This window comes from Sphaerospermopsis sp. FACHB-1194 (assembly GCF_014696235.1).
GTDB classification, from domain to species: Bacteria; Cyanobacteriota; Cyanobacteriia; order Cyanobacteriales; family Nostocaceae; genus Sphaerospermopsis; species Sphaerospermopsis kisseleviana.
In genome coordinates this window covers 38,676-56,698 of record NZ_JACJPU010000008.1, presented here as the reverse complement: position 1 = coordinate 56,698, position 18,023 = coordinate 38,676, and the positions used below count along the sequence as shown (strand labels likewise).

At 37.6% G+C, this 18,023-nt stretch carries 23 protein-coding genes and 1 tRNA gene; 18 read left to right on the top strand and 6 right to left on the bottom strand.

Annotated features, from left to right (window positions below):
* The first annotated feature begins 321 nt into the window (after nucleotides 1-321).
* Nucleotides 322-1,566 (top strand): glycosyltransferase, encoded by a 1,245-nt coding sequence (locus H6F45_RS06980; protein WP_190346833.1) that lies wholly within the window; start codon nucleotides 322-324, stop codon nucleotides 1,564-1,566.
* A gap of 42 nt (nucleotides 1,567-1,608) precedes the next feature.
* On the opposite strand, the gene H6F45_RS06975 is transcribed toward H6F45_RS06980, so the two are convergent.
* Nucleotides 1,609-2,130, bottom strand: coding sequence for a hypothetical protein (locus H6F45_RS06975; RefSeq protein ID WP_190346832.1), 522 nt, complete (start codon nucleotides 2,128-2,130; stop codon nucleotides 1,609-1,611).
* Between the two features lie 101 nt (nucleotides 2,131-2,231).
* Here H6F45_RS06975 and petN point away from each other — a divergent pair, with 101 nt between their 5' ends.
* Complete coding sequence (gene petN, locus H6F45_RS06970) at nucleotides 2,232-2,318, top strand: cytochrome b6-f complex subunit PetN (RefSeq protein ID WP_013189847.1); 87 nt, start codon at nucleotides 2,232-2,234, stop codon at nucleotides 2,316-2,318.
* A gap of 7 nt (nucleotides 2,319-2,325) precedes the next feature.
* Nucleotides 2,326-2,487, top strand: coding sequence for a hypothetical protein (locus H6F45_RS06965; RefSeq protein ID WP_096570625.1), 162 nt, complete (start codon nucleotides 2,326-2,328; stop codon nucleotides 2,485-2,487).
* Nucleotides 2,488-2,681: 194 nt separating this feature from the next.
* Here the strand turns inward: H6F45_RS06965 and H6F45_RS06960 are convergent, their stop codons facing one another.
* The 3 genes from H6F45_RS06960 to H6F45_RS26945 all read right to left on the bottom strand — a co-directional run bounded on the left by H6F45_RS06960 (nucleotide 2,682) and on the right by H6F45_RS26945 (nucleotide 3,801).
* Entirely contained in the window at nucleotides 2,682-3,050 is a 369-nt protein-coding gene (locus H6F45_RS06960) for a type II toxin-antitoxin system PemK/MazF family toxin (RefSeq protein ID WP_187039041.1), read from the bottom strand.
* Entirely contained in the window at nucleotides 3,047-3,322 is a 276-nt protein-coding gene (locus H6F45_RS06955; RefSeq protein ID WP_096570629.1) for a ribbon-helix-helix domain-containing protein, read from the bottom strand. Before H6F45_RS06955 ends, H6F45_RS06960 begins: the two co-directional genes overlap by 4 nt.
* Before the next feature lie 344 nt (nucleotides 3,323-3,666).
* Nucleotides 3,667-3,801: a hypothetical protein gene (locus H6F45_RS26945; protein ID WP_255427049.1), complete on the bottom strand. Its 135-nt coding sequence runs from the start codon at nucleotides 3,799-3,801 to the stop codon at nucleotides 3,667-3,669.
* 522 nt (nucleotides 3,802-4,323) lie between these two features.
* Here H6F45_RS26945 and H6F45_RS06950 point away from each other — a divergent pair.
* The 3 genes from H6F45_RS06950 (at nucleotide 4,324) to H6F45_RS06940 (ending at nucleotide 9,343) form a co-directional block, all read left to right on the top strand.
* The gene (locus tag H6F45_RS06950) at nucleotides 4,324-7,533 is read left to right on the top strand and encodes a glycoside hydrolase family 15 protein (protein ID WP_096570631.1); all 3,210 of its coding nucleotides are present in this window, start codon (nucleotides 4,324-4,326) and stop codon (nucleotides 7,531-7,533) included.
* Nucleotides 7,534-7,602: 69 nt separating this feature from the next.
* On the top strand, nucleotides 7,603-8,670 hold the full coding sequence (dmeF, locus tag H6F45_RS06945) for a CDF family Co(II)/Ni(II) efflux transporter DmeF (RefSeq protein WP_199291089.1): 1,068 nt from the start codon (nucleotides 7,603-7,605) through the stop codon (nucleotides 8,668-8,670).
* Nucleotides 8,671-8,731: 61 nt separating this feature from the next.
* Nucleotides 8,732-9,343 carry a Uma2 family endonuclease gene (locus H6F45_RS06940; protein WP_190346866.1) on the top strand — a complete coding sequence of 204 codons (612 nt, stop codon included), beginning with the start codon at nucleotides 8,732-8,734 and terminating at the stop codon, nucleotides 9,341-9,343.
* 98 nt (nucleotides 9,344-9,441) lie between these two features.
* Here the strand turns inward: H6F45_RS06940 and H6F45_RS06935 are convergent, their stop codons facing one another.
* Nucleotides 9,442-10,380, bottom strand: coding sequence for a serine hydrolase (locus H6F45_RS06935; protein WP_096570635.1), 939 nt, complete (start codon nucleotides 10,378-10,380; stop codon nucleotides 9,442-9,444).
* Nucleotides 10,381-10,524: 144 nt separating this feature from the next.
* On the opposite strand from H6F45_RS06935, the gene H6F45_RS06930 reads away from it, so the two are divergent.
* The 7 genes from H6F45_RS06930 (at nucleotide 10,525) to H6F45_RS06900 (ending at nucleotide 15,630) form a co-directional block, all read left to right on the top strand.
* Nucleotides 10,525-11,331 (top strand): Rpn family recombination-promoting nuclease/putative transposase, encoded by an 807-nt coding sequence (locus tag H6F45_RS06930; protein ID WP_242027349.1) that lies wholly within the window; start codon nucleotides 10,525-10,527, stop codon nucleotides 11,329-11,331.
* Nucleotides 11,332-11,454: 123 nt separating this feature from the next.
* Complete coding sequence (locus H6F45_RS06925; RefSeq protein ID WP_199291088.1) at nucleotides 11,455-11,817, top strand: hypothetical protein; 363 nt, start codon at nucleotides 11,455-11,457, stop codon at nucleotides 11,815-11,817.
* Between the two features lie 99 nt (nucleotides 11,818-11,916).
* Nucleotides 11,917-12,120 (top strand): type II toxin-antitoxin system HicB family antitoxin, encoded by a 204-nt coding sequence (locus H6F45_RS06920; protein WP_190346831.1) that lies wholly within the window; start codon nucleotides 11,917-11,919, stop codon nucleotides 12,118-12,120.
* Entirely contained in the window at nucleotides 12,117-12,242 is a 126-nt protein-coding gene (locus tag H6F45_RS06915) for a type II toxin-antitoxin system HicA family toxin (RefSeq protein WP_190346830.1), read from the top strand. The genes H6F45_RS06920 and H6F45_RS06915 overlap by 4 nt, the downstream gene beginning before the upstream one ends.
* Nucleotides 12,243-12,526: 284 nt before the next feature.
* Complete coding sequence (locus H6F45_RS06910) at nucleotides 12,527-13,240, top strand: C40 family peptidase (RefSeq protein WP_096570642.1); 714 nt, start codon at nucleotides 12,527-12,529, stop codon at nucleotides 13,238-13,240.
* A 99-nt stretch (nucleotides 13,241-13,339) separates the two neighbouring features.
* Complete coding sequence (locus H6F45_RS06905) at nucleotides 13,340-14,350, top strand: glycosyltransferase family 2 protein (protein ID WP_096572779.1); 1,011 nt, start codon at nucleotides 13,340-13,342, stop codon at nucleotides 14,348-14,350.
* Between the two features lie 47 nt (nucleotides 14,351-14,397).
* A complete protein-coding gene (locus H6F45_RS06900; protein ID WP_137667636.1) occupies nucleotides 14,398-15,630 on the top strand; it encodes an MFS transporter in 1,233 nt (410 codons plus the stop codon).
* Between the two features lie 274 nt (nucleotides 15,631-15,904).
* Here the strand turns inward: H6F45_RS06900 and H6F45_RS06895 are convergent.
* Nucleotides 15,905-15,978: transfer RNA gene (locus H6F45_RS06895), tRNA-Arg, on the bottom strand.
* 37 nt (nucleotides 15,979-16,015) lie between these two features.
* Between H6F45_RS06895 and moaC the strand changes: the two genes are divergently transcribed.
* From moaC to H6F45_RS06870, 5 genes are all read left to right on the top strand, one after another.
* Nucleotides 16,016-16,537, top strand: a complete 522-nt coding sequence (gene moaC, locus H6F45_RS06890) for a cyclic pyranopterin monophosphate synthase MoaC (RefSeq protein WP_096570646.1) — start codon at nucleotides 16,016-16,018, stop codon at nucleotides 16,535-16,537.
* 181 nt (nucleotides 16,538-16,718) lie between these two features.
* On the top strand, nucleotides 16,719-16,976 hold the full coding sequence (locus tag H6F45_RS06885) for a hypothetical protein (RefSeq protein WP_096570648.1): 258 nt from the start codon (nucleotides 16,719-16,721) through the stop codon (nucleotides 16,974-16,976).
* Between the two features lie 129 nt (nucleotides 16,977-17,105).
* The gene (locus H6F45_RS06880) at nucleotides 17,106-17,414 is read left to right on the top strand and encodes a DUF3181 family protein (RefSeq protein WP_096570650.1); all 309 of its coding nucleotides are present in this window, start codon (nucleotides 17,106-17,108) and stop codon (nucleotides 17,412-17,414) included.
* Complete coding sequence (locus H6F45_RS06875; RefSeq protein ID WP_190346829.1) at nucleotides 17,380-17,796, top strand: hypothetical protein; 417 nt, start codon at nucleotides 17,380-17,382, stop codon at nucleotides 17,794-17,796. Before H6F45_RS06880 ends, H6F45_RS06875 begins: the two co-directional genes overlap by 35 nt.
* On the top strand, nucleotides 17,763-17,981 hold the full coding sequence (locus tag H6F45_RS06870; protein WP_096570654.1) for an acetyltransferase: 219 nt from the start codon (nucleotides 17,763-17,765) through the stop codon (nucleotides 17,979-17,981). Before H6F45_RS06875 ends, H6F45_RS06870 begins: the two co-directional genes overlap by 34 nt.
* Nucleotides 17,982-18,023 lie beyond the last annotated feature (42 nt).

The following is an 18,023-nucleotide window of genomic DNA, read 5'->3' as shown; positions in this document are numbered from 1 at the left end:
TTAAGAGGTTTTCTAAAAAGTTGAGGGCTAACGCTATAGGCGAATATAAATCGCTACCACACAAACAAAATTCACCAGTAAACTAAGGAAAAATTAGGGGTTTCAAACCTGTATAGGTAGCTTTGGCTGTGTAGATGTAATTTCTCATCACCCAAGTGAGACTTTTTAAACATCCTCCAAACGTCTGTTTTATTGTGCATGAGTACCTTTTATCTACCTAAATAAATAATTTCAGATATCAAACCGGATGCCTATAGTTTTTGCAAATAAAATAAATAAAATAATTAATTTTTTAGACTAAAATATTTGAAATTTTAATTTATGGACTTCGATGCCTCTCATTCCCTATTAAACGTTCCTACTGGTTTATTAAAGATTGCGGAACATCCACCTAGTGATGTTGTAGCTAGAAACAATGATCTTCTCCTATCTCTGGTAATTCCTACTTACAAAGAGCGTGATAATATCGAGAATATCATCAATATCCTCACTGGTTTACTAGATGCAGCGATACCTAATAATTATGAATTAATTGTAGTTGATGATGACAGCCCGGACCTCACCTGGCAGGTAGCACAATCTTTGATACTTGATTATCCGCAGTTGCGGGTAATGCGTCGTCAAGACGAAAGGGGGCTTTCTTCAGCGGTAGTTAGAGGTTGGCAAGCCGCTAAAGGTCGTGTTTTGGGTGTGATTGATGGAGATTTGCAGCATCCACCAGAAGTATTATTACAACTATTACAAAAAATAGAACAAGGGGCGGATTTGGCTTTAGCTAGTCGTCACGTTGAGGGTGGTGGTGTCAGTAGTTGGAGTGTGGTGAGGCGGTTTTTATCCCGTGGGGCGCAGGTTTTAGGGTTGATTATTTTACCAGGGGTATTGGGTAGAGTTACTGACCCGATGAGTGGTTATTTTATGGTGCGTCGAAGTGCGATCGCTGGTGCTACGATGAATCCTGTGGGGTATAAAATTCTTTTGGAGGTGATCGGTAGAGGTAACGTTAGAGAAATTGCTGAAGCGGGTTATGTCTTCCGCGAAAGAACAGAAGGAGAAAGTAAAGTAACGTGGAAGCAATATGTTGAGTATATTCAACATTTAATTCGTTTACGGGTATCTACTGGCAGGTTAGGTAAAATAAGTTGCAGAATAGATTTCCCCATTGGCAAATTTATCCGCTTTGGTTTAGTGGGTTTGAGTGGGGTGTTTGTAGATATGGCAGTGCTTTATTTACTCAGTGATGCTTCTACTTTGGCTTTACCTTTAACTCGCAGTAAAATAATTGCTGGTGAAATTGCCATTTTTAATAATTTCCTGTGGAATGATGCTTGGACATTTGCAGATGTGTCCATGCAGCAAAAAGGATGGAAACAACGCATTAAGAGGTTTTTAAAATTTAATGTGGTTTGTTTAGCAGGATTGGTAATTAATGTTTTGGTTTTGAATGTTGTTTATAATTTCTTGATTCCTAATCAGTATATTGCTAACTTGATTGCGATCGCAGTAGCAACAATTTGGAATTTCTGGGTTAACCTCAAATTAAGCTGGCGGGTGACAGATGTAAAATAATCAATTTGATTGGTGATTGGTGATTGGGGAGAAATTCCTTAACTATTGCCTATTCCCTATAAATGGTTTTAACCAAGTTAGAGAAATAGCAAGATCGAGAAGAGTAACTGCTAAGGCAAACCAGAAAATACTCTCTGCGGCTAAGATTAAAAAAGGTAAAATTGCATTATTGAAACTCCAACCAAATTCTATTTGAGTTAATCCGCGTACTAAACCAAAAGCAAATACCGCACCAGATTTAAGGTGACTATTTTTATCTACTCTGATGATATAGCGATAGGTGACACCAAATAGAAAACCAGAAAAACCTGCAATTACAGCACTAAGTATAAATTGTAAATTAATTGGTGAATTAATTATTTGTGAAATTTGTGAAATTTGTGAAATTTGTAAATTAATTATTTGTAAATCAATTGACGAACCTTGATGAATATTCAGTATAGGAAAATACTGCTTTAGCAACAACCCATTAACAACAGTCGTAACTAAGAAAGCAGAACCAACGGATAAACTACCAATAACACCTGCTTTGACAGATTCTAACCTTTCTTGCATGAGTTCCATAAACCTGGCCAGCCTTCTGTAAACACCAATGAACAATCTACCGCCTTTTCCCGGTATGATAAACATTAGAAACCTTTTGCAATTATTTGAAAAGTAGAACTATGATTTTGACACTAGGTTGGGTATCACTTCTGGTTGTGTTCACTTGGTCGATTTCTATGGTAGTCTGGGGACGGAACGGACTCTAGAGGAATCGTGGAAAGTCCATTACTGAGTATTTTGGCTATAGTTGCCCTAGTGCTGCTGGTAGGAGTTACAGGTGGTGTAGTCTATTTAACCTTGGCAGATTGGCGCGATCGCCGTCGTCGAGAAGACGAAACCCGTGAACTTAAACGCAGCACTGCCAAACGTCGCTGATTTTACAGCTCATACAAACACATACAAAGCTTTATGTGGGGACATGATTAAATTCGTGTCTCCACATATTTTATGGCAACAGGAGGCAGGACTTTTTTATTTTGGATTTTGGATTTTGGATTTTGGATTGTTTTTGTTATCTCCAATCTAAAATCTTCTTCACTCCCTATTTATTCCCTTCTTGCTGTCACCTGTCACCTGTCACCTGCTATATCTACTTCCCCTGGTAGATCCAAAGCGATTAATAAAGCCTGTGCTAGATGTGCCATTACTGCGTCAGAAAGTACACCTCGTAATCGCAAAAAGCGCGTTTTAGATAATACCCGCACCTGATCTGCCATTGCGATCGAGTCTTTTCTCAGTCCGCCATCTGGTGCTAAAATTAAAACTTGAGTGGGGTAAACCCGCTTGCCGGTTTGATAAGTCGTGCAAGGTACTGCCAAAACAACTGGGCTAGATAAATTAATTACGTCACGACTGACAATAATTACGGGGCGAGTTCCTCCTTGTTCTGAACCTTCAGTCATTTCTAGACGCGCATCGTACACTTCACCCCTTCTCATCGTGGAGATTCCCCTAGCTGCAACGCCTCCCATTGAGCCGTAGCAAATTCCGCCTCCATTCTTAAAACTTCTGCTTGATAATCTGGATCTCTGGTCATTTCCGCTAAAGCGGCATCAATTTCGGCTCGCCTTTGTGCTGCTAGTTCTCGCTTCAAGGCTTGCACCACAAACTCATTTCTACTTTTGGCTTTCCCCTCTAACACAGCTTTATCAGTCGCTTCTAACAATTCTTTCGGGATCGTTAACGTCGTGCGAATAGTTTCTACTTTCATGGCGCGTTCAGTCTGTGATGTCTGAAGTGATGCCTTTTATGATATCGTTTTCGGCATCCATTAGGAACTGTAAATTTGTCATTGGTAATTGGTAATTGGTGATTGGTAATTGGTGATTGGTAATTGGTGATTGGTAATTGGTGATTGGTAATTGGTGATTGGTGGGTTATTATTCTCCCCTACACCCCCAAACAAATTTAAACCCCCCAAACGGAAAATGTCAGGGGGGTTAGCAATTGCAAAAAAACAGGCTCTATATCCATAAATTAATTATTCACTTGGGAAAAATAACCTTGGGGCAATATATGATCATCGGTACTGGAATACTCTTGTTTGATTTTGATTTAAGACTTACCGCGTTTAAGCGAACCATCAGCATATAGTTCTAGGGGTACTAATTCAGTTTTGCCATTAACTTTTACTTGGGAGTAAACTACTTTGAGCAAAGGAGAGTGGTTTTCATTGTAACGTAAACACATAACATATCCTCTCTTGTCTGTTACAAATTTTTCTGGTCTTCAAGGCAGTTGATCTCTATAATAGAAAGATGTTTTTTAAGTTGTTTGTAGTTTGCATTGCCTTGATTGAGTATTTTTTTCTCTTTACTTTATAATACCAAAGAAAAGCTTAAATTTGGGAAAAATAGCGGTAAATATCATGAAGATTTGAACAAGTTAGCAAATAATGTTGTCAGTGGAAATTATTAGATATACTTACTGAAAGCACAATTTAGTTACCCAAAAAATCATATATAAATAACAACTGGTTATGATATGTAATTACCTCATGATTTGCCAGTTAATTGATTGCTTGGGAAGAGAAATTTACGTCACAGTTACAGAGTATAATTGATTTATAACTTTACTGACAAACTAAGTAAGTCGGTACAAAAAAAACAAGCAAGTACAAAAATGTAAAATTGCTAAAAACCTATTCCCTTCTGCCTCCTGCCTTCTGCCTCCTGCCTTGCCATAACGACAATTTTTAATGCCTACCTACTTATGAAAACACCCACAGAACTGCCAACTCGCTTAGATTACTACTACCAACAAATCAAAACCATTATTCTCGCTCGTCAAAATCCTATCACGGGTTTGTTACCTGCGAGTACCGCAATTACCGCTCATGGTGATTATACTGATGCTTGGGTGCGAGACAATGTTTATAGCATTTTGGCAGTTTGGGGTTTAGCACTGGCATACCGAAAAATAGATAATGATCAAGGACGTACTTACGAACTTGAATATAGTGTTGTTAAATTAATGCGTGGTTTGCTCTTCGCTATGATGCGACAGGCGCATAAAGTTGAAAAATTTAAACATACCCAATCTTTGTTAGATGGACTGCATGCCAAATACAACACAGCTACTGGTGATATTGTTGTTGGTGATGATGAATGGGGACATTTACAACTAGATGCCACATCTATATATTTGCTGATGTTGGCAGAAATGACAGCAGCAGGTTTATCAATTATTTTTACCTTGGATGAAGTTAACTTTGTCCAAAATTTAGTTTATTACATTGGTAGAGCTTACCGCACACCAGATTATGGAATTTGGGAGCGAGGTAATAAAATTAATCATGGTAAGGCAGAATTAAATGCTAGTTCTCTGGGAATGGCAAAAGCTGCACTAGAAGCTATCAATGGACTGAATTTATTTGGTGTGCATGGTAGTCAAGCATCAGTAATTCATGTTTTACCAGATGAAATTTCTAGAGCGAGAATTACTTTAGAATCTTTATTACCAAGAGAGTCTGCATCTAAAGAAGTTGATGCTGCATTATTGAGTATTATTAGCTATCCTGCTTTTGCTGTTGAAGATGCACAACTGAGGGAACGCACATATAAGGAAATTATTAATAAATTAGCTGGTAAATATGGCTGTAAACGCTTCCTCAGAGATGGACATCAAACAATTTTAGAAGATACTCATCGGTTACATTATGAACCTTGGGAACTGAAACAATTTGAGGATATTGAATGTGAATGGCCGCTATTTTTCACTTATTTAGTGCTTGATGGTATTTTTCGTCAAGACCAGGAACAAGTGCAAAAATACCAAGAATTGTTAGCAGCATTACTGGTAGAAAGAGATGGTTTCCAGTTATTACCAGAATTGTATTATGTACCAGAGGAAAAGATTGAAGCGGAGAAATTAAATCCCCATTCCCAAACAAGATTACCTAATGAAAATATCCCCTTAGTTTGGGCGCAAAGTTTGTATTTTCTGGGGCAAATGTTGAGTGAAGGTTTAATCGCAGTAGGTGATATTGATCCCTTGGGTAGACATTTGTGCGTGGGTAAAAAACGGGAAGCAATGATACAAATTGCTTTATTGGCAGAAAATGAAGAAGTGCAAGCACAATTAGAAGTATATGGCATTGAAAGTCAAACACCCAACCAAGTAGAACCCATTCAAGTGAGACAAGCTGGGGAATTATCAGAAATTTATACGCAAATTGGGCGCAATGATCAATTAGGTTTAACAGGTCGTCCGGTGCGAAGGTTGCGGAGTTTGACAACTTCCAGAATATTTAAAATTCAAAATCAAACTGTTGTATTTTTACCTGCTTTCTTAGATGCACAGCAGTTTTATTTAACGCTAGATTATCATTTTCTGTTGGATCAAATTAGAGGTGAATTGGCTTATATCCAAAAATATTGGAGTGATTTAGGTCGTCCTATTTTGACATTGATGATTACTCGCACGATGCTAGAAACAGGTTCAGATGCATTATTAGCATTAATGCAAGAACTGAAAAATGGTGTTTGCGGTGGTGTGCAGGTAAAATTAGGCAAGTTAAATCAATTAATGTTGACTGGGGCAATTCAAAGAATTGATTTTATTACAGATATAGAATTATTCTGTCCTCCAGTTAAAAATGCGAGATTACGTTGTTATTACTTGGTTTCTCAGCCTGAGAAAAATTGGCGGTTGGGACATACTCAAGAATTTCAAATGGAATGTGAAACTAACTTAGATTTGTTACTAAGTTATTTACGTTCCTCAGAAAATATCTATGAACAAATTGAATTACTGCAAACTTTAAATCGGTTAAAGGGTTTGGATTTTGATACTGGTTATGGTGAAGATGGTTATAGTGTGACAGTGGGTGATTTATTGGATGAAGTTTACACTAAAGCAGGTTATTTAGGTTTGTGGGCGGTGGTGCGTCGTGCTGCTGGTTTACGGCAAATGGTGGATATTGGTTTATCGGATGCGGTGACAAGTATTTTGGTAAGAGGTAAACAAATTGCTGTAGGTAGGGCTTATAGTGAAGCTTCGTTAATAATTGTACCAAAATCACATCATGAAATTGCCGAGAAAATTAATAATTTCTGTCGGGAAGATATCAGAGACAGGGTTTTAACTCAAGAAATTCTCATTTATTTAGGTGTGTTAATCAAAACAGAACCAGAATTATTTAAAGGACTTTTAACACTGAGGGTTGGTTATTTAATTCTGTTAATTACTAGCGAATTAGCTCAAGAATTAGGTGTGACCCAAGACGAAGCTTATGATCACCTGATGCAGCTTTCACCTTATGAAGTGAAACTGCGTTTGGAAAAAGTTTTAACAAGTTATAGTGGGGTGAGTGGTTTATTACGTCAACAAGAATCACTGCATATTAAGCAAAAAGAAAGTGATATTGCTTGGGTAGTGCAACCTGTAATTAGTGAAGATGAAATTGCCGTGACTCCAGAAAATTGGCGGAGATTTCGTCAAGCGGAAGGGGCAATAAATCGAGTTCCCAAGGACTTTTTTAAACAAGTTTGGTTGTTAATGCACCATTGTAAAGGTTTGGTGATTGGCGATAAGTTGGAAAGACGGAATCGTTTAGAAAGTGAGGTGATGATTTCGGAAATGACTGCGGGTGAAAGAAATTTTGCCTTGAGAATTGAACATTTACTCAATAAAATTGAAGCGCCAGAATATCGCCAAGTAAATGTGGAAGCGTTGATGGAGTTAGGAGCTATAGCTGCGAATAACCCTAATTTACAAATTCAAGATTATATAGTATTAGATGTGTTAATTGGTCACGCAGTGCGGTTAGCGTGGTTAGAAAAAAATCCTGAACGGGGCGATCGCTATGATGAAGATAAAGGTTTAGCATGGCCTCAATTTTACAACACTTCACCCAGAGATTGCGCTAATTATATTTTGAAAGCCTTGAAGTTCTTGACAGAATTTGCGAGGGATTTTTAAACTCAAAATTAGGACATTAATCCAAAATCATGCAACTTCTAGTTGTGGCTGGTAATTGGTAATTGGTAATTGGTAATTATCAATTACTACCCAGTCACCAGTCACCAGTCACCAGTCCCCTATTACAAGGAGTGTAAAAAATCCGTGCATATTCATACCCTTGAACAATGGCAGCATTCTCACGATTTTTCTGTAGATCAAAATCAGGCAGAAAAAAATACTAAAATTGTGATGCTGCTGACGGCATTAACAATGGTTGCGGAAATTGCCGCAGGAACGTTTTTTGGTTCGATGGCTTTGCTTGCTGATGGTTGGCACATGGCCACTCATGTTGCAGCTTTTGGAATTACGATTTTTGCTTATCAATATGCACGCAATAATGCCAATAATCCCAAGTATACTTTTGGCACAGGAAAGGTTAGTGTTTTGGGTGGTTTCGCTAGTGCTGTAGCGTTGGCAGTGATCGCTTTTGTGATGGGAATGGAATCACTGGGGCGGTTTTTTGAACCGCAAAATATTCACTTTAATGAAGCAATTGGTGTGGCTATTATTGGCTTGGTTGTGAATATCGCCAGTGCTTTTTTATTGCAAGATAATCATCATCATGAACATCATGAACATCATCATCATGAACATCATGAACATCATCATTATGAACATCATGAACATCATCATCATGAACATCAAGATCATAATTTGCGTGCTGCTTATATTCATGTTTTGGCAGATGCACTAACTTCTGTGTTTGCGATTATTGCTTTATTTGCTGGTAAATTTTTGGGTTGGGTGTGGATGGATGCAGCAATGGGATTTGTGGGTGCTGCGGTAATTGCTAAATGGTCTTATGGTTTGGTGCGTGATACGGGTTTAATTTTATTAGATGGATCAGGTGATAAACAAATCAAATTAGCTATTGTTAATGCTATAGAAGAAAATGCTGATAATAAGGTTACAGATTTGCATATTTGGTATGTGGGTCAGCATCATTTAGCTGCTACAATTTCTTTAGTTACCCATTATCCACAAACACCGGAATATTATAAAAATCTCCTCAAAGATATTCCTTCTCTTGCTCATGTTGCTGTGGAAGTTAATCATTGTCAAGGTGAACCTTGTGTAGATATTCATGCAGTCTAAAATTCTGACTGATGCTGTAAGTTATAATGGTTTCAGTTCTAATTATTCAGGAGGTGAGATGATGGTTATTGCTAATATCAACCCGCCGATTATTACCCCAGAGATCACAAAAACTCACTTTACTCCAAATGAGTATAGAGAGATGGAGGAAATCGCTAAAGAACGCCACGAATACCGCGATGGGGAGATTATTGTTATGCCTGGAGGTTCAGAAATTCATAGTGCGATCGCTAGTAATATTTTAATTTATTTGGGATTTTTGCTCAGAGATACTGATTTTCGTTTTTATGGTGGTGATTTGCGGGTTTGGATTCCTAATTTTAATCATGGAACCTATGCTGATGTTATGGTAATTAATGGTGAACCAGAGTTTAATAATAATCGCACGGATGAAATTCTCAATCCTCTCCTAATTATTGAAGTTCTTTCACCTTCAACAGAAGGTTATGATAGAGGGAATAAATTCAGAAAATATCGTTCTCTTCCTAGTTTTTGTGAATATGTACTGGTTAGTCAAGCTGAAGCTTATATTGAGCAGTATTATAAACAGGAAGAAGAAAATAACCATCTTTGGCAATTGAAAGCTAATGATCATATTGATCAGTCAGTTTTTCTGCACAGTTTAAATATAGAACTTCCCATGAAAGAAATTTATCGACGGATTAAATTTTAAATTAAATTTAAAAGCGATATTTTCACACACAACATCTGATAATATCACTCATCTATTAGAGTGCGTTAAGAACATTTAACGCACCATGTATTTCATGTTTATAAATTGCTAACTGCTTCGGCAATTTTTCCTGAAACAAAAGGTAAAATTTCCCGACTCTTAGCTTGTGCTTTTCCTTCGGTAAATACTATTAACAAATAAGGACGCTGTTCTGGTAATTCAATATAAGCCGCATCATGGCGCACAGAACTTGTCCAACCGGCTTTTGACCAGATTTGACTATTTTGGGGTAAACCACCGCCTAAAAAGCCTGTAACTTGGTCTTCTTCCACATCTTGGGGTAACTCATCAGGGTTAAGACTGCGTTTGAGTAAAGACATCATTTGTTGCGATCGCCCACTGGAAACCGCCACCCCTCCCACGATACTATGTAATAACCTGGCAGTGGCATTAGTTGTTAACATATTTCTATTTTCAAACATTTCCCCATAAAACGCCCTTTCTCTACCAAAAGGACCATCACCCCAAGTTTTTTGACAAACATTAATATTTGTCATTTCTTCCCAACCCAAAGATTGATAATAACGGTTAATAATTTGGCGTTGATATTTCCAAGTTTCAAAAGGTCCTATAGGTAATTCTGGTCCTGAAGTAGTACCGCTGAGAATATCAACTATTAAACTGGTAGCATCATTGCTGGATTCAATAATCATATCACTTAACGCCCGTTCTAATTCCTTAGAGGTGTTAGTCATGCCTTTTTCTAACCATTCATGAACAGCAACTAAATAGAATAATTTGACAACACTTGCAGGATAAATACGTTCTCCACCACGATAATTAAAACCTCTCACACCATGACCCCAAAAAGCGTCAGGAGTCAAAGCGCCACCAGTATTTACAGGAATTGGAGGATCATAAACAACCCAAGTTAAAGCAATTTGATCACGGTTTAAATTAGGAAAATTAGAAAAAGTAGATTCTAAGATTTCATTACCGAGATTTTCTAGTTGTTCGTTGTGATTGAAGAAAACCATTTGCGAATAATTCCTTGAAAATATCAAAATGTGAATTTCTTTATTTATTCTAACATTAATTGTATACTAATTATTATGTGCAACAAATTATAATTCATGCGGCGTGATTCCATTTTTTATAAACTCTTTTAACAATATCCATCGCTGTTATTTCAGCTTTTAGACAATCCACCTGCAAATGCAGACGAATATATATTTGATTCTGTAGCAGTCAAAGAACCGAAATTTGAAATTGATGGTGTATTTTTACCACCTGAAACCGAAAATCCGGGTGCTGTTTATTTCTGCGAGGTGCAATTTCAGAAAGATGAAAAACTCTATGAAAGAGTATTTGCTGAATCTGCATTATATTTCTATCGCAACCGTGATAGATTTAGTGATTGGCAAGCAGTAATAATTTACCCATCTCGTAACACAGAACAAAGCGATATTTACCCTCATCGTACACTATTGAATGGTGAACAAGTTCATCGTATATATTTAGATGAATTGGGAGATATTCAGCAATTACCTGTATGGGTAGGATTGATGGTACTGACAACCTTAGAAGAAAGTCAAGCACCAGCAGCAGCAAGGTATTTGTTAACAAGAACTAAACAAGAAATACCAACACCATCAAATCAAGTCATAATAGAAATGATCACCACGATCATCTCGTACAAATTTGAAAACTTAACCCGTAGCGAGGCTGAAGCTATGTTAGGAATAACCCTCAAAGAAACTAGACTTTATCGAGACATAAAAGAAGAAGGAAGAGAAGAAGGTGCAGAACAAGCAACAATTAATTTAGTGATCCGACTTTTGACTAAGCGGTTTGGAGAATTATCAGCAGAAAGACGTGCTGAAATTTTTGATTTACCGTTATCTGTACTAGAAGATTTGAGCGAAGCATTGTTAGATTTTACCAGTTTAGCTGATTTAGAAACTTGGTTAACAGAGGTGAAAAAATAAAGTCTAAATTCCGGGTAAAGGTTACAAGTTTACCTTTGCCCTTTTTTCGCTTAAAATTCGCTAACAACAATAAATTATCCATCTATCAAAATCAAAAAAATGAATTTTATAATGAATTTTATAATGAACTTTGAAAATTATTTACAATCCCTACAAAAAAACTTACAACGTTGTAGTGAACGCACCCATTACCCTGCTTTAAAAAGCTTACTTGATCAACCATCAGCACAAATTGAAGCCACCATAGAAGAAAAAGGTAATAAAGCCGGTATTCCTGATTTCACCATCAGAAAACGAGATTTATTAATAGGCTATGTAGAAGCGAAAGATGTAGGTGTAGATTTAGCAAACATTGAAAAAACAGAACAATTAGAACGATATCGAGAATCCCATATTGGGGCAAATTTTATTTTAACAAATTACCTAGAATTTCGCTGGTATGTTGATGGTAAAATGCGGTTAAAAACTATCACGTTCTCTGTTTGAGGTGAGCTAACGATCAAGTTTTATCATAATTTCTGTATTTGATATTCAGCAGGGAGTCGCTATTTGTTTTATGATTAAATATTCCCAGAAGGAAAAAATATGAAATGGCGTGTTATTTTAGAACCCGATCATGAAACCGGAGATTGGGCGGTTTGGTGTCCAGAATTACCTGGTTGTGTTTCCGCAGGTGAAACAGAAGCAGAAGCTTTAGAAAATATTCGTCAAGCGATCGCACTTTATCTAGAACCTGACACAATTACATTAAAACCAGGAGCAGTCATGCGAGAGGTTTTAGTAACATGACTCGTATCCGCAGAATGAATGCAGATGAAGTTGAAACTATCTTAAAAAATTACGGGTTTGAATTAGTGTCACAGAAAGGTAGTCATCACAAGTGGGTTAAAATACCGCAAAAAAGCGAATAGAAGTTTATCCTTTGATGATATTCTGCATTATCAAAAAATAGTAGTTGCTTTAACAGAAACATTAAAGATTATGACAGAAATTGATCAGATCATTCCTGAATGGCCAATTACATAAATTTGATTAAATTCTCGGAATGTTGGGTTTATCCACTTACTCTAATCTACAAATAGAATACTCTTTTTAAAACCAAACATGATATAATCCTTTAAATCCTGATTCTGATCACAAAATTCTGACTTTTGACTTTTGACTTCCCGAAAGGTGTCCTGATTCTGACAAAAATATGTCTTTAAATTTAAATTTACTAATTCCCCATTCCCCAACAAACGAATATCAATGTCTAGCTGACCTCAATTTATATGATGCTCCTGAATGCGTCCGGTTAGCAACTCAAGCTGCTGCTGGTCGCAATTTACGCATTACATCAAATCATCAAGATACAGCAGTTCAAGTTTGTTTATGCGAAGATGATTATCCGGGATGGGTTGCTGTTAATGATTTGTCATTATTACAACCTGCTACCACACCCTACGAACCTGCATTTTTTACTGAATCAGAAATTAAAAAACTACTCCCAGAGGTAATTGAATTTACTCAACAAGCAATGCAGCAAAATAATTATTATTTGTGGGGTGGAACAGTAGGACCCAATTATGATTGTTCTGGTTTAATGCAAGCTGCTTTTGTATCTGTGGGTGTGTGGTTGCCAAGAGACGCTTATCAACAAGAAGCTTTTACCCAACCGATTAATATTAATGATATCGAACCAGGGGATTTAATCTTTTTTGGAACTCCGCAAAAAGCAACTCATGTAGGTTTATATTTAGGTGATGGTTATTATATTCACAGTTCAGGAAAAGAACAAGGACACAATGGAATAGGAATTGATCAACTTTCGGAACAAGGAGATAAAGTTAGTCAGTCATACTATAAACAATTACGGGGTGCTGGTAGAGTTGTGAAAAGCTATGTTAGTCAATTGATAATTGATAATTGACAATTGATAATTATTTATAGGACTTACGCAAGATTGGACTGGGAACGAGATAAACCCAATTTTTTGTTAAAATCAACCATCAGCGATCGCCTATCAGCAATGACCAATTACCAACTACCCATCACCCATCACCCATCACCTATCACCCATCCCCAATTACCTGATGTATCCGTAGTTGTACCGATTAAGGATGAAGTAGAAAGTTTGCCTTTATTACTAGAATCCATTTCTACAACTTTAACAGCTAGTGAGTTAAGTTATGAAATTATCTGTGTAGATGATGGTTCTACGGATGGTTCACCAGAATTTCTCAAGGAACAAGCACAAATTCGCACTGATTTAAAAGCGGTGATTTTGCGGCGTAATTACGGTCAGACTGCGGCTATGTCTGCGGGTTTTAATTATGCTACGGGTAAAGCAATTATTACCTTAGATGCTGATTTACAAAATGATCCGGCTGATATCCCCATGTTATTAGCAAAATTAGATGAGGGTTATGATTTGGTGAGTGGTTGGCGCAAAAATCGTCAAGATGGGGCAATAAATCGGTTACTTCCTTCAAAAATTGCTAATTGGTTAATTCGTCGTACCACTAGCGTCTATATTCACGACTATGGTTGTTCTCTCAAAGCCTATCGTGCAGAATTAGTTGCAGATATGAACCTTTACGGAGAACTACACCGATTTTTACCAGCTTTAGCTTATATAGAAGGGGCAAGAATCACCGAAATGCCTGTGCGTCATCATGCGCGACGCTTTGGTAAAAGTAAATATGGCATTTCTCGGACTTTTCGGGTGTTGATGGATTTATTAACAATTCTTTTTATGAAAAAATTCCTCACCCGTCCTATGCACGTTTTTGGGTTGTTTGGCTTGTTGTCAATGGTTACAGGTGGCGGACTAGGAATTTATTTAACTTTCCTGAAACTGGCTTTTGGTGCAGATATTGGTAATCGTCCTTTATTAATTTTAGCGGTTTTATTGTTAGTTACTGGTGTACAGTTATTCTGCTTTGGTTTGTTAGCAGAATTATTAATGCGTACTTACCACGAATCTCAGGGAAGGCCAATATATCGAGTGCGGGAAGTAGTGGCAAAAAATGTTAAGTAACGTAACAATAGAAATATAAAATTACTAAATATTACATTGCATCTGCCGTGAAAAATTTTGAGACTATTGACGCTAATTTGCGGCGCAACCTACTAATATTATTTGCAGCAGGTTTATTATTCTGGTCGGCTTTAGCTTCTTTGTTGCCAACATTACCTTTATATATAGAATCTCTAGGGGCAACAAAACAACAAATTGGCATTGTCATGGGCTGTTTTGCCATCGGGATGTTGGTATTTCGTCCCCAATTGGGGATTTTAGCAGACCGTCAGGGTAGAAAAATTGTGTTACTGATTGGGTTGGCAGTAGCAGCGATCGCACCTTTGGGGTATTTAGCAGTAAAATCACTACCCTTATTAATGGTAATTCGTGCCTTTCATGGTATCAGTATTGCTGCCTTTGGTACTGGTTTTATTGCCTTAGTGGGAGACTTAGCACCAGAACACCGTCGGGGCGAAATCATTGGTTATATGAGTTTAGTTAATCCCATCGGTATGGCACTAGGTCCAGCTTTAGGGGGATATTTACAAGCCACAGTAGGCTACACACCTTTATTTATCGCATCTACAACTTTAGGTTTTTTGGGCTTACTCTGTCTTTTACCCGTTGTTAATCCACCTGTGATTGAAAAACCTAAAGACTTTACAGAAGATAAATTTTGGCAACTTATTACCAGTCCCCGCGTCCGTGTACCTGCTATAGTTTTGTTACTGATTGGTTTATCGTTAGGGACAATACATACCTTTATTGCCTTGTACGTGAAATCAACAGGAGTAGATTTAAATGCAGGGTTGTTTTTTACCGCCGCTGCCATATCCAGTTTTAGTGTCAGATTATTTGCAGGGCGGGCTTCTGACAAATATGGACGCGGTTTATTTGTTACTTTGAGTTTGATTTCTTTTACTATGGCACTGTTATTTATTTGGCAAGCAAACAGCGCCTTAACATTTTTAATAGGTGCAGTTGTTGAAGGTGCGGCTTCTGGAACTGCTATTCCCATGATTTCTGCAATGATGACAGATAGAGCCTTACCCCATGAAAGAGGGCGAATTTTTGGCGTGTCTTTAATGGGATTTGATGTAGGACTAGCTATAGCCGGTCCAGTTGTAGGTTCTATTGCCCAACAAATCGGCTATCGCAGTATGTTTGGTTTTGCTATGGGCTTAACTTTACTGGCTGTGCTGATTTTTATTACACAGTCGAGTAAAAGTGTTACCAAATCTTTCCGCTTTGCCCTTGGCCGTGGTGAAGATGCCTATGCTTTAAAAAGCAGGGTGTAGTTATCAATTGATAATTGATAATTGACAATTGATAATTGTTTCATTCAAGGCTTCCGCCGTGAGCGTTAGCCATACGGTTTAAAACCTCCTCTTTCATGGGGAAAAAGCCAAAAATTCCGCTTTCTCAATCCTCTTCCTTGAACGGAGAAGTAATTGTCAATTGTTCATTGTTAATTGTCCATTATTGAAACCTATTCCCCAGTCACCAATCACTAGTCACCTAAAAAAATTGCACAAACCCACTTACCGAGTTTGTGCGATGATTGTTATTTAACGGGCGAGGAGGGATTCGAACCCCCGACACCGTGGTCCGTAGCCACGTGCTCTAGTCCACTGAGCTACACGCCCTTAACCAATGAATCTTATAATAACACACACTTCCCAAATGACGCAAGAGGTTTTTTCAAATTCTTCCCATAATTCTCAAAATATTTCTCAACTTTCTCATCTCACCCCCCAGGGAGAGGCGCAAATGGTTGATGTGTCTGGGAAAGTCGCCACTGTGCGGGAAGCTGTGGCTACTGCTAAAGTGCGAATGCTCCCAGAAACGTTAGCAGCTATTGAAGCGGGGAATACTCCTAAAGGGGATGTTGTGGCAACTGCTAGGTTAGCGGGTATTATGGCTGCTAAACAAACAGCTAATTTAATTCCCCTTTGTCATCCCTTACCTTTGCAAAAGATTACTGTTGATATCACACCAGATGCACAACTACCCGGTTATCAAATTTATGCCACAGTCAAAACCAAGGCGGAAACTGGTGTAGAAATGGAAGCTTTAACAGCGGTTTCTGTTGCTGCTCTTACCTTATATGATATGGCTAAAGCTCTGGAAAAGTCGATTCAAATTGAATCTATTAGTTTAGTCAGTAAGACAGGTGGAAAATCTGGAAATTATCAGCAATTTTAGATTTTGGATTTTAAATTTTGGATTGGGTAATTGGTAATTGCTAATTGCTAATTGGAAAAAATAACATAGATTACCCAGTCACCAGTCACCAGTCACCAGTACCCAATCACCAGTCACCAATAATAACGAGAATGTGTTAACATCTGTAACAAATTCACAAATTCACAAATATTAATTATTTATGCCTCCTCGTTGGCCACGCAAACCAGATCGTAAAGATCCAGAGTTCCGTAAGTTAGATGATCGGATGAATTTTGCTTTTCATGTAGCTGTTGCTGCTACTGTTAATTCTGGGTTGTGGTTTTTCCACATCTTGAAATCTACATCCTGGGAATGGTTGACACCATTAACTCTAGGTTGGGTAGGGGTAATATTGCTGCATTTCATTTATATTAGTGCGATCGCTAATTACTCAGAAACTCCACCCTCATCAACCTGAAGACTGACTGCTAATGCTGGGGCGTTGTCACCGATGGTAGTAGATACAGTCTAGCTAATTGCGCCATAATATGAAATAAGCTGAAATCAACTAAAAATCTGCGCCCTTGTTTTGTAATGAGGTTATTTTATGGCTACAACTCCTACCACAGAAATACTAGAAGCCCTAGCAGCAGAAATAGGCGAAAATGTCTATATAGATATTGCTAAATGGCATCTTTACCTATCTGATGCCAAACTTCATACCGTCGTTGCTGAAAAATTATATCCTTTAATTGTTGATAGAAATGTCAATGAAGACAGAGTTTTACAATTATTAGCATCCATCCCTGTGAAAATTGGTGGTGGGAGAAAAGAACTACCTTTGATTGATTTATTGCCGCTGCAATGTCAAGTAAGCTTGGTTGATATATTGGAAAAATATCAACGGGAAGTTTAAGTTATTCAGGAGTCAGGAGTCAGGAGTCTTAATGGCGAAGCATTCGGCCGATAAATTATCAATTTTTATCACAGGTTATTTTCCTGTAATGGCGAAGCATTCGGCCGATAAATTATCAATTTTTATCACAGGTTATTTTCCTGTAAGGGCGAAGCATTCGGCCGATAAATTATCAATTTTTATCACAGGTTATTTTCCGAATGCTTCGCCCCTACTTCGCCCCTACTTCGCCCGTACAGGAGTCAGAAGTAAAATTGACTTGATTTACCTGTTAATTGACGTTATTATCGGTTGTAAATTCACACATCCTTCAATACTAAATAACATAATTAAAGGAGGATTTTTGGTATGTTTTTACAAATCAAAAATAGTCGGGATTTAGTCAAAATTGTTGATTTTCAAGAATTAATTGATCCTAATAGTGAGATTGTACACGCTAAAGATCAAGAAGGACAAGAAGAACAGGAAACAGACACCTATCAAAAGGAAGATTTGGTTTTCCCATCAGGGGAAAAATTACCACGTTGTTGGTTAGATGCTAATTACCAAACAGCGCACGCTGCATAGTAGAATTAAATATCATGGTAGATATTGTAGGGGTTTAGCAAT

Excerpts from the sequence above, each read along its gene's own strand:
- H6F45_RS06885 (WP_096570648.1), top strand. The coding sequence starts at position 16,719 with ATGCCTCCTCGTTGGCCACGCAAACCAGATCGTAAAGATCCAGAGTTC.
- H6F45_RS06980 (WP_190346833.1), top strand. The coding sequence starts at position 322 with ATGGACTTCGATGCCTCTCATTCCCTATTAAACGTTCCTACTGGTTTA.
- petN (WP_013189847.1), top strand. The coding sequence starts at position 2,232 with ATGATTTTGACACTAGGTTGGGTATCACTTCTGGTTGTGTTCACTTGG.
- moaC (WP_096570646.1), top strand. The coding sequence starts at position 16,016 with ATGACGCAAGAGGTTTTTTCAAATTCTTCCCATAATTCTCAAAATATT.
- H6F45_RS06925 (WP_199291088.1), top strand. The coding sequence starts at position 11,455 with ATGAACTTTGAAAATTATTTACAATCCCTACAAAAAAACTTACAACGT.
- H6F45_RS26945 (WP_255427049.1), bottom strand. The coding sequence starts at position 3,801 with ATGTGTTTACGTTACAATGAAAACCACTCTCCTTTGCTCAAAGTAGTT.
- H6F45_RS06935 (WP_096570635.1), bottom strand. The coding sequence starts at position 10,380 with ATGGTTTTCTTCAATCACAACGAACAACTAGAAAATCTCGGTAATGAA.
- H6F45_RS06915 (WP_190346830.1), top strand. The coding sequence starts at position 12,117 with ATGACTCGTATCCGCAGAATGAATGCAGATGAAGTTGAAACTATCTTA.
- H6F45_RS06960 (WP_187039041.1), bottom strand. The coding sequence starts at position 3,050 with ATGAGAAGGGGTGAAGTGTACGATGCGCGTCTAGAAATGACTGAAGGT.
- H6F45_RS06880 (WP_096570650.1), top strand. The coding sequence starts at position 17,106 with ATGGCTACAACTCCTACCACAGAAATACTAGAAGCCCTAGCAGCAGAA.
- H6F45_RS06975 (WP_190346832.1), bottom strand. The coding sequence starts at position 2,130 with ATGGAACTCATGCAAGAAAGGTTAGAATCTGTCAAAGCAGGTGTTATT.
- H6F45_RS06955 (WP_096570629.1), bottom strand. The coding sequence starts at position 3,322 with ATGAAAGTAGAAACTATTCGCACGACGTTAACGATCCCGAAAGAATTG.
- H6F45_RS06910 (WP_096570642.1), top strand. The coding sequence starts at position 12,527 with ATGTCTTTAAATTTAAATTTACTAATTCCCCATTCCCCAACAAACGAA.
- H6F45_RS06905 (WP_096572779.1), top strand. The coding sequence starts at position 13,340 with ATGACCAATTACCAACTACCCATCACCCATCACCCATCACCTATCACC.
- H6F45_RS06940 (WP_190346866.1), top strand. The coding sequence starts at position 8,732 with ATGGTTATTGCTAATATCAACCCGCCGATTATTACCCCAGAGATCACA.
- H6F45_RS06870 (WP_096570654.1), top strand. The coding sequence starts at position 17,763 with ATGTTTTTACAAATCAAAAATAGTCGGGATTTAGTCAAAATTGTTGAT.
- H6F45_RS06950 (WP_096570631.1), top strand. The coding sequence starts at position 4,324 with ATGAAAACACCCACAGAACTGCCAACTCGCTTAGATTACTACTACCAA.
- H6F45_RS06920 (WP_190346831.1), top strand. The coding sequence starts at position 11,917 with ATGAAATGGCGTGTTATTTTAGAACCCGATCATGAAACCGGAGATTGG.